The 12353-nt window shown below is 67.7% G+C and carries 14 protein-coding genes; 11 read left to right on the forward strand and 3 right to left on the reverse strand.

Annotation, left to right across the window (positions count from 1 at the left end):
* Positions 1-7: 7 nt before the first annotated feature.
* Positions 8-670, reverse strand: a complete 663-nt coding sequence (locus tag AC1DOQ_RS04885; protein WP_477360825.1) for a GntR family transcriptional regulator — start codon at positions 668-670, stop codon at positions 8-10.
* A gap of 134 nt (positions 671-804) precedes the next feature.
* Here AC1DOQ_RS04885 and AC1DOQ_RS04890 point away from each other — a divergent pair, with 134 nt between their 5' ends.
* Genes AC1DOQ_RS04890 through AC1DOQ_RS04935 form a run of 10 tightly spaced genes read left to right on the forward strand, consistent with a single transcriptional unit; the run spans position 805 to position 9781 of the window.
* Positions 805-1830 (forward strand): TRAP transporter substrate-binding protein, encoded by a 1026-nt coding sequence (locus AC1DOQ_RS04890; RefSeq protein ID WP_477360827.1) that lies wholly within the window; start codon positions 805-807, stop codon positions 1828-1830.
* A complete protein-coding gene (locus AC1DOQ_RS04895) occupies positions 1830-2378 on the forward strand; it encodes a TRAP transporter small permease (protein WP_477360829.1) in 549 nt (182 codons plus the stop codon). The genes AC1DOQ_RS04890 and AC1DOQ_RS04895 overlap by 1 nt, the downstream gene beginning before the upstream one ends.
* 4 nt (positions 2379-2382) lie before the next feature.
* Complete coding sequence (locus AC1DOQ_RS04900) at positions 2383-3732, forward strand: TRAP transporter large permease (RefSeq protein ID WP_477360831.1); 1350 nt, start codon at positions 2383-2385, stop codon at positions 3730-3732.
* Positions 3733-5400 (forward strand): malonate decarboxylase subunit alpha, encoded by a 1668-nt coding sequence (gene mdcA, locus AC1DOQ_RS04905; RefSeq protein WP_477360833.1) that lies wholly within the window; start codon positions 3733-3735, stop codon positions 5398-5400. It begins immediately after the preceding gene.
* Between the two features lie 2 nt (positions 5401-5402).
* The gene (gene mdcC, locus AC1DOQ_RS04910) at positions 5403-5714 is read left to right on the forward strand and encodes a malonate decarboxylase acyl carrier protein (RefSeq protein WP_477360835.1); all 312 of its coding nucleotides are present in this window, start codon (positions 5403-5405) and stop codon (positions 5712-5714) included.
* Positions 5711-6610 carry a biotin-independent malonate decarboxylase subunit beta gene (locus AC1DOQ_RS04915; protein WP_477360837.1) on the forward strand — a complete coding sequence of 300 codons (900 nt, stop codon included), beginning with the start codon at positions 5711-5713 and terminating at the stop codon, positions 6608-6610. The genes mdcC and AC1DOQ_RS04915 overlap by 4 nt, the downstream gene beginning before the upstream one ends.
* Entirely contained in the window at positions 6607-7323 is a 717-nt protein-coding gene (gene mdcE, locus AC1DOQ_RS04920) for a biotin-independent malonate decarboxylase subunit gamma (protein WP_477360839.1), read from the forward strand. Before AC1DOQ_RS04915 ends, mdcE begins: the two co-directional genes overlap by 4 nt.
* Complete coding sequence (mdcG, locus tag AC1DOQ_RS04925; protein WP_477360841.1) at positions 7307-7990, forward strand: malonate decarboxylase holo-[acyl-carrier-protein] synthase; 684 nt, start codon at positions 7307-7309, stop codon at positions 7988-7990. Before mdcE ends, mdcG begins: the two co-directional genes overlap by 17 nt.
* Positions 7983-8852, forward strand: coding sequence for a triphosphoribosyl-dephospho-CoA synthase MdcB (mdcB, locus tag AC1DOQ_RS04930; protein WP_477360843.1), 870 nt, complete (start codon positions 7983-7985; stop codon positions 8850-8852). The genes mdcG and mdcB overlap by 8 nt, the downstream gene beginning before the upstream one ends.
* Positions 8853-8854: 2 nt before the next feature.
* On the forward strand, positions 8855-9781 hold the full coding sequence (locus AC1DOQ_RS04935; protein ID WP_477360845.1) for an ACP S-malonyltransferase: 927 nt from the start codon (positions 8855-8857) through the stop codon (positions 9779-9781).
* Positions 9782-9790: 9 nt separating this feature from the next.
* On the opposite strand, the gene AC1DOQ_RS04940 is transcribed toward AC1DOQ_RS04935, so the two are convergent.
* Both AC1DOQ_RS04940 and AC1DOQ_RS04945 read right to left on the reverse strand, forming a co-directional pair.
* A complete protein-coding gene (locus AC1DOQ_RS04940; protein ID WP_477360847.1) occupies positions 9791-10252 on the reverse strand; it encodes a hypothetical protein in 462 nt (153 codons plus the stop codon).
* Positions 10234-11145: a LysR family transcriptional regulator gene (locus AC1DOQ_RS04945; RefSeq protein WP_477360849.1), complete on the reverse strand. Its 912-nt coding sequence runs from the start codon at positions 11143-11145 to the stop codon at positions 10234-10236. Before AC1DOQ_RS04945 ends, AC1DOQ_RS04940 begins: the two co-directional genes overlap by 19 nt.
* Positions 11146-11271: 126 nt before the next feature.
* On the opposite strand from AC1DOQ_RS04945, the gene AC1DOQ_RS04950 reads away from it, so the two are divergent.
* Complete coding sequence (locus AC1DOQ_RS04950; protein ID WP_477360851.1) at positions 11272-12348, forward strand: tartrate dehydrogenase; 1077 nt, start codon at positions 11272-11274, stop codon at positions 12346-12348.
* Positions 12349-12353: the final 5 nt, after the last annotated feature.

Consider the following 12353-nt stretch of genomic DNA (forward strand, 5'->3'; position numbering starts at 1 on the left):
AGGGTCGCTAAGCCGCCGCGACATTCAGCGCATCGAGGGAGGCGACCAGGTCCGTAAAGCGCTGGCCCTGCACCGCCACATGGCCGCGCAGCAGGTCGCCCGCCTTCTGGCTGTCGCCCTCGATGATCGCATTCACCACCGCATCGTGCTCGCTGAACGAGTGCTTCATGCGGTCGCGCACCCTGAGCTGCAGGCGCCGGTAGGGACGGAGCCGGCGCGACAGGGCGCCCGCCTGTTCCGCCAGAAAATGGTTGTGACTGCCCGCAAAGATGGTCTGGTGGAACACTTCGTTGCGGTAGTAGTACTCGTCCGGGTCGCGCGCCTCGTAGGCGCTGCTGCAGGCCCGGTGCGCTTCCAGCAGCTTGGCGTGCTCGGCGGCCGACATGCGCCGCGCCGCCAGGCGTGCGCACATGGCCTCCAGCTCGGCCATCACCTCGAACATCTCCACGATCTCGTGCGGCGACACCGTCGCCACCACCGCCCCGCGGCGCGGACGGATCTGCACCAGTCCCGCCGACGCCAGCTGGATCAGGGCTTCGCGGATCGGGGTACGCGATGCCCCGAATTCGGTGGCCAGTTCGGTCTCATCCAGATGCTGCCCAGGGAGTAACTTCCCGGTGGCGATCTTCTCTTCAATCTGTTCGCGTAGCCGATCAGAGAGCTTTTTCATGGCGCTGCTTCCCGCTTAAAAAATCATCGTAACCCCGATTGACATTGTATTTTTTCTACGTCATCTTGTATACACAAACAAAAAACTTGCATGCACCAGCATGTGTTCCCGTGAAGAGAACTGAGGAGATAGACATGGTATCAATCAAGCGACGCAGCACCCTGGGCGCCCTGGCACTTGGCATGAGCATGGTCCTGGCCGCATTGCCGGCATCGGCCCAGAACACGGTCATCAAGATTTCGCACCAGTTCCCCGGCGGGACCATCGACAAGGGCGATTTCCGTGACCGCCTGGTGCGCATGTTCGCCGCCGAGGTCGAAAAACGCACCAAGGGCAGCGTCAAGTTCGAGATCTACCCCGGCTCGTCGCTGATGAAGACCAACGCCCAGTTCTCCGCGATGCGCAAGGGCGCGCTCGACATGTCGCTGGTGCCGCTGTCGTACGCCGGCGGCGAAGTCCCGGAAACGAATATCGGCCTGATGCCCGGCCTGGTGACCTCCTATGAGCAGAGCGCCGCATGGAAAAATGCCGCGGTCGGCAAGGAACTCACCAGGATCCTCGCCGACAAGGGCGTGGTGATGGTTAGCTGGATCTGGCAGGCCGGCGGCATGGCATCGCGCGGCAAGCCGATCGTCGAGCCGGAAGACGCGAAGGGCATGAAGATCCGCGGCGGCTCGCGCGAGATGGACCTGATCCTGAAGGAAGCCGGCGCCGCCGTCGTGACCCTGCCGTCGAACGAGATCTATGCCGGCATGCAGACCGGCGCCATGGATGCGGCACTCACCTCCTCGACCTCGCTGATCTCGTTCCGCCTGGAAGAAGTGTCGAAGGCGCTCACCACCGGCCGCGGCAAGTCCTACTGGTTCATGCTGGAGCCGCTGATGATGTCGAAGGCCGCCTTCGACCGCCTGAGCAAGGAACAGCAGGCCGTCATCCTGCAGGTCGGCGCCGACATGGAAGCCTTCGCGCTGAAGGAAGCCAAGGCGGACGATGAAGAAGTGGCCAAGGTATTCGCCAAGGCCGGCGCCAAGACCGTCGACCTGAGCGACGCCACCGTCAAGAAATGGCAGGACATCGCCCGCCGTACCGCCTGGAAGGACTTCGCCGCCAAGAACGCCAACACCGCCAAGCTGCTGCAGCTCGCCGAACAGGTGAAGTGATGAGTGCCCACGGATACGAGGCCCAGGCGCCGCAAGCGCCTGCGCTGCCCTCGCACCGCGGGGCGGCCACGCTGGCGGTGTTCCTCAACAGGGTCAACCACCTGCTGCTGGTGATCTCGATGCTGGCCATGATCCTCACCGCGCTGGTGCTGAGCTACTCGGTGGTGATGCGCTACTTCTTCAAGGTCGCCACCGACTGGCAGGACGAGGCCGCGGTCTTCATGCTGGTCGGCGCCACTTTCTTTTGCGCCGCCTACGTGCAGTCCTTCCGCGGGCACATCGGCATCGAGGCGYTGGCCGGCCTGCTGCCGGCGAAGGTGAACCGGGTCCGCCTGATCCTGGTGGACCTGCTGTCCTTCCTGTTCTGCGCTTTCTTCTCCTGGAAATCGTGGACCCTGTTCCACGAAGCCCTGGTCGAAGGCCAGACCACCTCGTCGACCTTGGCGCCGCCGCTGTGGATCCCGTACTCGCTGATGGCGTTCGGGATGACCTTGCTGACGCTGCAGATCCTGGTCCAGCTGATCGGCCGCCTCACCGAAAAGGAATGAACCCATGAGCGCACTTTCCCTCGGCGTCGGCTACGCCGCCGCCACGCTCGTCGTCATGTTTTCGGGCATGCCTATCGCCTTCGCACTGGGCGCGGTCGCCACCGTGTTCATGTACTTCTTCATGCCGGCGTCCTCGCTCGACACGATCACCCAGAACGTGTACGAGGAAATGGCATCGATCACGCTGCTGTCGATCCCGCTCTTCATCATGAAGGGCGCGGCGATCGGCAAGTCGCCGGCAGGCCGCGACCTGTACTCGGCCATCCACGCCTGGCTGAACAAGGTGCCCGGCGGCCTCGGCATCGCCAACGTGTTCGCCTGCGCGCTGTTCGCCGCCATGGCGGGCTCCTCGCCCGCCACCTGCTCGGCGATCGGCTCGGCCGGCATTCCCGAGATGCGCAAGCGCGGCTATTCGCCCGGCTTCGCGGCCGGCATCATCGCCGCCGGCGGCACCCTCGGCATCCTGCTGCCGCCGTCGATCACGATGATCCTGTACGCGGTGGCCGCCGAGCAGTCGCTGGGCCGCCTGTTCCTGGCCGGTATCGGCCCCGGCCTGATGCTGGTGCTGCTGTTCGCCGGCTATGCCGTGCACCGGGCGCGCAAGGAATACCGCCTGGCCCATGAGCTCTACCAGCGCGGCGGCGAGAAGTCGGCCTACCTGGACGCCCATACCTACACGCTGGCGGAGAAGGTCGAGATGCTGCCGCGCGTGCTGCCCTTCCTGGTCCTGCTGACCGGCGTGATGATCGCGCTGTACGGCGGCTATGCGACGCCGTCGGAAACCGCCGGCCTGGGCGCCCTGCTGGCGATCGTGCTGATGGCCGTCGTGTACGGCATCTGGCGGCCGAAGGAACTCGGGCCGATCCTGAGCTCGACGATCAAGGAGTCGACCATGCTCCTCATGATCATCGGCATGTCCCTGCTCTATTCCTACGTGATGAGCTACCTGCACATCAGCCAGTCGGCGGCCCAGTGGGTGGTCGGGCTGCACCTGTCGAAGTGGGTGCTGCTGTCCGTGATCCTGCTGATGGTGATCGTGTTCGGCTTCTTCCTGCCGCCGGTATCGATCATCCTGATGACCGCGCCCATCATCCTGCCGCCGCTGCGCGAAGCCGGCTTCGACCTGATCTGGTTCGGCGTGGTGATGACCATCGTGATGGAGATGGGCCTGATCCACCCGCCGGTGGGCCTGAACATCTTCGTCATCAAGAACATCGCGCCGGACATCCCGCTGTCCGACGTGATCTGGGGCGTGATGCCCTTCGTGGTGCTGATGTTCGTGGCGGTGATCCTGCTGTGCCTCTTCCCGCAGATCTCGACCGCCCTGCCCGACATGATCATGGGAGCGCGCTAGATGGGTAACAACGAAAGAAGCTGGGACCGCCAGCGCGCCAACCGCGAGCGGCGCCTTGCGCGGGCGCGCGAGCAGCTGGGCGCCGGCCTGCAAGGCAAGATCGTCGACACGGGCCTGGCGCGCGAACTGCTGCACCAGGTGATCGAATGCGGCGACCGCGTCTGCCTGGAAGGGAACAACCAGAAGCAGGCCGACTTCCTGGCCAGGACCCTGGCCGCGCTCGACCCCGGCCGGGTCAACGGCCTGCACATGCTGCAGTCGGTGCTGGCCCTGCCGGAACACCTGGACGTGTTCGACAAGGGCATCGCCGCGCGCGTCGACTTCTCGTTCTCCGGACCGCAGGCCGGCCGCCTGGCCAAGCTGGTGTCGAGCGGGAAGATCAATATCGGCGCCATCCATACCTACCTGGAGCTGTTCGGCCGCTACTTCATCGACCTGACGCCGCAGGTGGCGCTGGTGGCGGCCCAGGCGGCCGACCGCCACGGCAACCTGTACACCGGCCCGAATACCGAGGATACGCCGGCCATCGTCGAGGCCACCGCCTTCAAGAGCGGCATCGTGATCGCCCAGGTGAACGAGATCGTCGACGTGCTGCCGCGCGTCGACATCCCGGCCGACTGGGTCGACTTCGCGGTGGCGGCGCCGACCCCGCACTACATCGAGCCGCTGTTCACGCGCGACCCGGCCTTGATCTCCGAGATCCAGGTGCTGATGGCGATGATGGCCATCAAGGGCATCTATGCCGAATATGGAGTCGAGCGCCTGAACCACGGCATCGGCTTCGACACCGCCGCCATCGAACTTCTGCTGCCGACCTATGCGGCCTCGCTGGGCCTGAAAGGCAAGATCGGCCGCAACTGGGCGCTGAACCCGCACCCGGCCCTGATTCCGGCGATCGAGGCCGGCTTCGTCGAGACCGTGCACTCCTTCGGCTCCGAGCTCGGCATGGAAGACTATGTGCGCTCGCGCCCCGACGTGTTCTTCGTCGGCCCGGACGGCAGCATGCGCAGCAACCGCGCCTTCTCCCAGGTGGCCGGCCACTACGCCTGCGACATGTTCATCGGCTCGACCCTGCAGATCGACTTGCAGGGCAATTCGTCGACGGCGACCCTGGGCCGCATCTCCGGCTTCGGCGGCGCCCCGAACATGGGCGCCGACGCGCGCGGCCGCCGCCACGCCAGCCCGGCCTGGCTGAAGGCCGGCGCACAGGCGCGGCGCGGCAAGAACGTGATCCCGCGCGGACAAAAGCTGGTGGTGCAGATGGTCGAGACCTTCCGCGAGCACATGCAGCCGGCCTTCGTCGAGCGCCTCGACGCCTGGCAGCTGGCCGAACAGGCGAAGATGGCGATCCCGCCGGTGATGATCTACGGCGACGACGTCACCCACATCCTGACGGAAGAAGGCATCGCCAACCTGCTGCTGTGCGCTACCTCCGAGGAACGCGAACAGGCGATCCGCGGCGTGGCCGGCTACACGCCGGTCGGGCTGGCGCGCGACCGGCGCATGGTGGAAAACCTGCGCGACCGCGGCATCGTCCAGCGGCCCGAGGACCTCGGCATCGACAAGCGGCTGGCCACGCGCGACCTGCTGGCGGCCAGGAACATGAAGGACCTGGTGCGGGCATCCCACGGCCTGTACAAGCCGCCCAAACAGTTCAGGAACTGGTAATCATGGAAACCCTACGATTCAATTTCAACGGCGGCCAACGCCGGATCACCGGTGCCCGCCTGGTGGGCGTGGTCGGCTCCGGCAACCTGGAGATCCTGATCGAACGCCGGCCGCTGGACGGCGCCTGCGCGATCGAGATCAGCACCGCCGCCCACGGCTTCGGCCCGATCTGGGAAGCGGTGGTGCGCGACTTCCACCAGCGCTGGCAGCTGGCCGACGTCCGCGTAGCCATCAACGACATGGGCGCGACGCCGGCGGTGGTCAGCCTGCGGCTCGACCAGGCCGCCGAATCCATCACGGGAGAGGCCTCATGAGCAGCTACCAGGAAGCCACCGCGCGCCAGCGCATCGCCGGCATGCTGGACAAAGGCAGTTTTACGGAATTCCTGCCGCCGCAACTACGCGTGGTGAGTCCCCACCTCCACCAGCTCGATGCGCCGGTGTCCTTCGACGACGGCGTGGTGGTCGGCAAGGGCAGCATCCAGGGCCGGCAGGTGTTCATCGCCGCCCAGGAAGGCGGCTTCATGGGCGGCGCGGTCGGCGAAGTCCATGGCGCCAAGCTGGTGGGCATGCTGCGCCGCGCCGTCGACGAAGATGCCGGCGCCGTGCTGCTGCTGCTGGAGACCGGCGGCGTGCGCCTGCATGAAGCGAACGCCGGCCTGATCGCCGTGTCGGAAGTCATGTGCGCCGTGCTCGACACCCGCGCCGCCGGCATTCCGGTGATCGCGCTGGTGGGCGGCTCGAACGGCTGCTTCGGCGGCATGGGCATCGTGGCCCGCTGCACCAACGGTGTCGTCATCTCCGAGGAAAGCCGGCTGGCGATGTCGGGGCCGGAAGTCATCGAGACCGCCGGCGGCGTCGAGGAATTCGACGCCCGCGACCGCGCCCTGGTCTGGCGCGTCACCGGCGGCAAGCACCGCTACCTGATCGGCGACGCCCAGGCCATCGTGGCCGACGACGTCACAGCCTTCCGCGATGCGGCGCTGCGGCTGGCCGATGCGGCACGCGGCGCGGGCACCGGACTGACGCTCGAAGCGCTGGAGGCCGAGCAGCGCATGCTCGGCAGCCGCCTCGAACGCTTCGGCAAGCTCGACGATCCGCTGGAGATCTGGGAAGACCTCGGCATCGACGAGCCGCAGGCTGTGCCCTTGCTCGAGATCGACGCATTCCGCGAACTGGCCGACGGCCACCGTGAAGGAGCCGCATCATGAACTGGCAACAAGTGGCGGACGCCCTGTTCCCGCAGGGACACCGCATCGTCGAACGCGACCGCTTCCTGAGCGGCGAAGCCCAGGTGGACGGCAAGACGGTGACCGTGATCGGCACCACCGGGCACACGCCGATCGGCGTCGAGATCGCACTGGCGCAGGCCAGCGCCATCCTCGACACGGTCAGGCGCCATCCGGGCCGGTCGATCGTGATCCTGGTCGACACCGAAGGCCAGCGCCTGCGCCGCCGCGACGAGATGTTGGGCATCAACAGCTACATGGCCCACCTGGGCAAGTGCGTCGAGCTGGCGCGGCGGAGCGGCCATCGTATCGTCGGCCTGGTGTACGACCAGGCGCTGTCGGGCGGCTTCATCACCAGCGGCCTGATCGCCGATGCCTGCTATGCCCTGCCCGAAGCCACCATCCGCGTGATGGGCCTGCCGGCCATGGCGCGCATCACCAAGGTGCCGCTGGAACGGCTGGAAGAGCTGGCCGAGGACAACCCGGTGTTCGCACCCGGCGCCGAAAACTACCTGCGCATGGGCGGCGTGGCCGGGATCTGGCACGAGAACCTGGCGGCCGCGCTGGCGGATGCGCTGGCCCAGGCGGGACCGGGAGACCGCCGCGCCGAAGTCGGCCTGGAACGCGGCGGCCGCAAGCTGGCCTTCCCGGTCGCGCAGGCGGTACGCACGGGATCCGATGTACAGGCGGCATGACCTGGTCTGGCCGACGCCCCGGGGCTGGGCCTCGGTCCTGCGCGGCCTGGACGGCGCGGCGCGCGAACTGGCCCAAAGCTGGCAGGCGCGCGGCTTGCCGGCCGTGGTGCGCCGGCTCGAGCCCGATACGCCGCCCGGCCTGCTCTGCCTGGGCATCCCCGCGCCGCCCGATCCGCACAGCGGCCAGAAGATCCGGCTCGGCTTTGCCGTCGAACGCAGCGAGGTCGCGGCAACGCGAGGCGCGCTGGCACTGGACGAAGCCGAAGCGCCGGCAGCGTGGCAGCCGGGCCTGCGCAAGCTGCGCATCGCGCTGCGCGCCGCGGGCGTGGACTGCCGGGTGTTCGGCTCGATGGCGATGCAGACCCTGAGCGGCGAGTGCTATCTCGGCGCCGGCTCGGACATCGACCTGCTGCTGCGTCCCCTCGACGCGGCCCAGCTCGAGGCCGGCCTGGCGCTGCTGGCGCGCCATGCACAAAGCCTGCCGCTGGATGGCGAGATCGAATTCCCGTCCGGCCATGCGGTGTCCTGGAAGGAGTGGCTGGGCACCGATGCGCCGCAGGCGAATCGACTCGATCGCGTGCTGGCCAAGCACCTGAATTCCGTGGCGCTGCTGCGGCGCGACGCCCTGCTCGCCCAGTTCGGCACGGACGGCGGCCGTCATGGCTGAGGCCTGCCTGCTCGCGCGCGGCCACGCGGTCCCGGACGCCACCGCGGCCGGCGCCATCGTCGCGCGCCACGCGGTGCGCAGCCTGTACCAGGAACTGGCGCTGTATCCCAAGCCCGGCCTGGTGTCGCTGGTGGATACCGGCAGCCACGACGACATGGACGCCTCGACGTTTGTCCGCAGCCTGTTCTCGCTGCGCCGCTACTTCCTCGACATCGCGCTGGCCGGCGCCAGCGGCAACGGATTCGAGACCCTGCGCCGGCTCGGCATCGAAGCGGAACGGCGCATGCTGCTGGCCACCGGCGGCATCAACACGCATCGCGGGGCGATCTTTTCGCTCGGCCTGCTGTGCGCGGCGGCCGGGCGTGCGGCTGGGCTGTCCTGGCAGCCGGAGCTGCTGCGCGCGACGCTTGCGGAGCGCTGGGGCGACGCGCTGGCCGGTTACCGCGGGCCGGCCGCATCGAACGGTGCGCGGGTCCGCAGCCGTCACGCGGCGCCGGGCGCGCGCGAACAGGCGGCGGCCGGCTTTCCCGCGATTTTCGAACTGGCCCTGCCCACCCTGCGCCGCACGCTGGCGGCCGGGCGCGGCCTGCGCTGCGCCCGCATCGACACCCTGTTCACACTGATGGCCGGGCTGTCCGATACGAACGTGTATCACCGCGGCGGCGCCGAAGGGGCGCGCATCGTGCGCGACACCTCCCTGCGTTTCCTGGAGCGCGGCGGCACCGCGGCCGGCGACTGGGAGGAGGACGCGGTGGCGGCGCACCACCGTTTCGTCGCGCACCGCCTGTCGCCCGGCGGCGCGGCCGACCTGCTGGCCGCGACCTGCTTCGTCCATTCCCTGGCGACCGAGGGAGCGCCCTGACGATGCGGCTGGCCATCCTCTGCCCCGGACAGGGCGCGCAAAGCCCGGCGATGTTCGGCCTCGCAAGTGGCGACCAGGCAGCCTTCGGCCAGGCCGAAGCCTGGCTGCGCGATGCCGGCGGTCCGGTGGCGGAGAAGCCATTGCGGGACCTGCTCTCTCACCCCTCGGCCATGTTCGACAACTTCTGCGCCCAGCCGCTGGTGGTAGCCGCCACCCTGATGGCCTGGACCATGCTGGCCGAACACCTGCCGCGCCCTGCCCTGGTGGCCGGCTATAGCGTCGGCGAAGTCAGCGCCTATGCGATCGCCGGCGCCCTGCCGCTGGAGCGAGCGGTCGCCATTGCCTCGCGGCGCGCCGCGATCATGAGCGAAGCCGCGGCAAGCGCCGGCGAACAAGGCATGGCGGCGGTCTCCGGGCTCACATCGCAAGCCGCGCTGGACCTCGTCCGGCAAGCCGGCTGCGAAGCGGCCATCGACACGCCCGGCGCCCTGGTTGCCGGCGGCCTGCGCGCAAACCTGGACCGCCTGGCGGCACTCGCGCCTTCGATGGGCGCAACATATAAACCCTTGCCGATCACGGTGGCGTCGCATACCGGCCTGCTGGCGAGCGCCGTCGATCCGCTGCGCAGCCTGCTGGGGGAGCATGCCGCCGCCCCTGCCCTGCCGCTGCTGGCGGGCGTGAGCGCGTCCGCCGTGCACGACGCCGCACAGGCGGCCGAGCTGCTCGCGCTGCAGACGGCAACCACGATCCGCTGGACCGAGTGCCTGGACGCGATGCTCGAGGCGCGCATCGACGTCGCCCTGGAGCTGGGTCCCGGCAGCGCGCTGTCGCGCATGCTGCGCGAACGGCATCCGCAGATCGCCTGCCGCTCGGTGGCGGATTTCCGCAGCGTGAAGGGCATTGCGGCCTGGGTCGCGGCCCAGGCCTGACACCGGTCGTCAGAACTGGTGGCGCAAGCCGATGTAGGAGATGAGGACGCACGCATCGCCGGCGCTTTCGTGGTGCCCCATCCTGCCGATATAGGTGGTCGCCTTGCCGGCGGCCCAGGACGCGCCCAGCCCAAGGCCGTCCTTCGAATACATGATGCCGCCGCCGAAGGTCGAACCGCGCGTGCCGCCGCCCGCCTGCTCGCCCGCCCCGTAGTCGAGCTGCAGGCTGACCGGGCCGACGCTGCGCTTGTCGATGACGCTGTTGTCGATGCGGCAGCCCTGCATGAAGATGTCGCCGCCCGTGTAACAGGGATCGGACCAGTAGTTGCCCCAGCTCTGGTCGAGCGGATTGAAGGACCAGCCGACGTTGTTCACGGCGTTGTACTGGCGGCCGGACGGCACGACGATGGCGGGCTGGCCTGGGTGGTCGTGGCGATCCAGCCCGTATAAACTCAGGACGCGTTCAGCCACTCTTCCAGAAAGGCGACGCAGACGCGCACATTGGCCGTCGTTCCCAGCCGCGCCGGATAGATCGCCCAGACGTCGGCTTCCTGCGCGTAGTCCGGCAGCACCCTCGCCAGGCGCCCGTCGTCCAGGCTGCGGCCGACGTCCCAGATCGAGCGCAGGATGATGCCGTGGCCGTCGATCGCCCACTGGTGCACCAGTTCGCCGTTATTGGTCGAGAGCGCCCCTTTGACGCGCACGGATTCCTCGCCGGCCGGCCCGCTGAGCTTCCAGCGGCCGAAGTCCTGGTCGCGCTCGCGGATCACGATGCACTGGTGCTGCGCCAGTTCGGCCAGCTGGCGCGGCATGCCGTGGCGTTCGAGATAGGCCGGCGCGGCGCACAGCACGCGCTGGTTCCTGGCGATGCGGCGCGCGATCAGGTGCGGCTCCTGCACCTGCCCCACCCGGATGTCGAGGTGGAAGCCCTCGGCGATCAGGTCGATCGGCCGGTCCAGCAGCTCGAGCTGCACTTCCAGCTCGGGATACTTGCGCGCCAGCGCGGAGACGGCCTGGCCGACGCGGTTGCGCCCGAAGCCGGAACTGGTACACAGGCGCAGCAGCCCGCGCGGCGTACTCCCCTTTTGCGAAATGGCCTCGCCCAGCTGGTCGACGTCTTCCTGGATCCGCAACGCCCACTGGTGGACCACGGTGCCGTGGTCGGTCAGGGCCAGCGTGCGCGTGGTCCGGTGCAGCAGGCGCACCCCGAGGGTTTGTTCGAGCACCGCGATGCGCTTGCTGACGAAGGCATTCGAGACCCCGAGTTCAAGCGCCGTCGCGGAAAAGCTGTGTTTCCTGACGACGGTGCAGAAGAGCTTGAGGTCTTCCAGCAGGGAGCGGCTGGCATGGAGATCTGGGCGCATGGGAACGAGAAGCATCGGGGGGATTATTTACGTTTCGTGTCTTTTCGATTCACGAATCTGCCGATTATATGCTCGATCGTATTCGATATGATGCTAGCCAACGTCAACCCTGTCCAAGGAATCATCATGAAGAAGCAGAAGATTGCAGTCATCGCCGGCGACGGCATCGGCAACGAAGTGATGCCGGAAGGCCTGCGCGTGCTGGAAGCCGCCGCCGCCCGCTTCGGCCTCGACCTCGAATTCACGACCATGGCCTGGGCCAACTGCGACTACTACCTCGAGCATGGCCAGATGATGCCGGACGACTGGCGCCAGCAGCTCGAAGGCTTCGACGCCATCTATTTCGGCGCCGCCGGCATGCCCAACCTGGTCCCCGACCATATCTCCCTGTGGGGCTCGCTGCTGAAGTTCCGCCGCGAATTCGACCAGTACGTCAACCTGCGACCGGTGCGCCTGATGCCCGGCGTGCCGAGCCCGCTGGCCAACCGCAAGCCGGGCGACATCGATTTTTACGTGGTGCGCGAAAACACCGAGGGCGAATACTCGTCCGTGGGCGGCAAGATGTTCGAAGGCACCGATCGCGAATTCGTGGTGCAGGATGCCGTGTTCACCCGCAAGGGCACCGACCGCATCCTGAAGTACGCCTTCGACCTGGCCCAGAGCCGTCCGAAAAAACACCTGACTTCCGCCACCAAGTCGAACGGCATCTCGATCAGCATGCCCTACTGGGACCAGCGGGTCGAAGCGATGGCCGGGTCCTATCCGGAGGTGAAGTGGGACAAGTACCACATCGACATCCTGTGCGCCCGCTTCGTGCTGTCGCCGGAACGCTTCGACGTCGTGGTCGCCTCCAACCTGTTCGGCGACATCCTGTCGGACCTGGGCCCGGCCTGCACCGGCACCATCGGCATCGCACCGTCGGCCAACCTGAACCCGGACCGCAGCTTCCCCTCGCTGTTCGAACCGGTGCACGGTTCCGCACCCGACATCTACGGCAAGAACATCGCCAATCCGATCGGCATGATCTGGTCCGGCGCGATGATGCTGGAATTCCTCGGCAACGGCGACGAGCGTTACCAGGCGGCGAATGACGCCATCATGAAGGCGATCGAACTGGTGCTGGCGCAGGGGCCGAAGACGCCGGACCTCGGTGGCTCGGCGAATACGACCGAGGTCGGCAAGGCGATTGCCGCGGCGCTGTGATCCGG

This window comes from Massilia sp. 01N417 (assembly GCF_056399645.1).

Coding starts and splice junctions, on each gene's coding strand:
- AC1DOQ_RS04885 (WP_477360825.1), bottom strand. CDS start 670: ATGAAAAAGCTCTCTGATCGGCTACGCGAACAGATTGAAGAGAAGATC.
- AC1DOQ_RS04890 (WP_477360827.1), top strand. CDS start 805: ATGGTATCAATCAAGCGACGCAGCACCCTGGGCGCCCTGGCACTTGGC.
- AC1DOQ_RS04900 (WP_477360831.1), top strand. CDS start 2,383: ATGAGCGCACTTTCCCTCGGCGTCGGCTACGCCGCCGCCACGCTCGTC.
- mdcA (WP_477360833.1), top strand. CDS start 3,733: ATGGGTAACAACGAAAGAAGCTGGGACCGCCAGCGCGCCAACCGCGAG.
- mdcC (WP_477360835.1), top strand. CDS start 5,403: ATGGAAACCCTACGATTCAATTTCAACGGCGGCCAACGCCGGATCACC.
- AC1DOQ_RS04915 (WP_477360837.1), top strand. CDS start 5,711: ATGAGCAGCTACCAGGAAGCCACCGCGCGCCAGCGCATCGCCGGCATG.
- mdcE (WP_477360839.1), top strand. CDS start 6,607: ATGAACTGGCAACAAGTGGCGGACGCCCTGTTCCCGCAGGGACACCGC.
- mdcG (WP_477360841.1), top strand. CDS start 7,307: ATGTACAGGCGGCATGACCTGGTCTGGCCGACGCCCCGGGGCTGGGCC.
- mdcB (WP_477360843.1), top strand. CDS start 7,983: ATGGCTGAGGCCTGCCTGCTCGCGCGCGGCCACGCGGTCCCGGACGCC.
- AC1DOQ_RS04935 (WP_477360845.1), top strand. CDS start 8,855: ATGCGGCTGGCCATCCTCTGCCCCGGACAGGGCGCGCAAAGCCCGGCG.
- AC1DOQ_RS04945 (WP_477360849.1), bottom strand. CDS start 11,145: ATGCGCCCAGATCTCCATGCCAGCCGCTCCCTGCTGGAAGACCTCAAG.
- AC1DOQ_RS04950 (WP_477360851.1), top strand. CDS start 11,272: ATGAAGAAGCAGAAGATTGCAGTCATCGCCGGCGACGGCATCGGCAAC.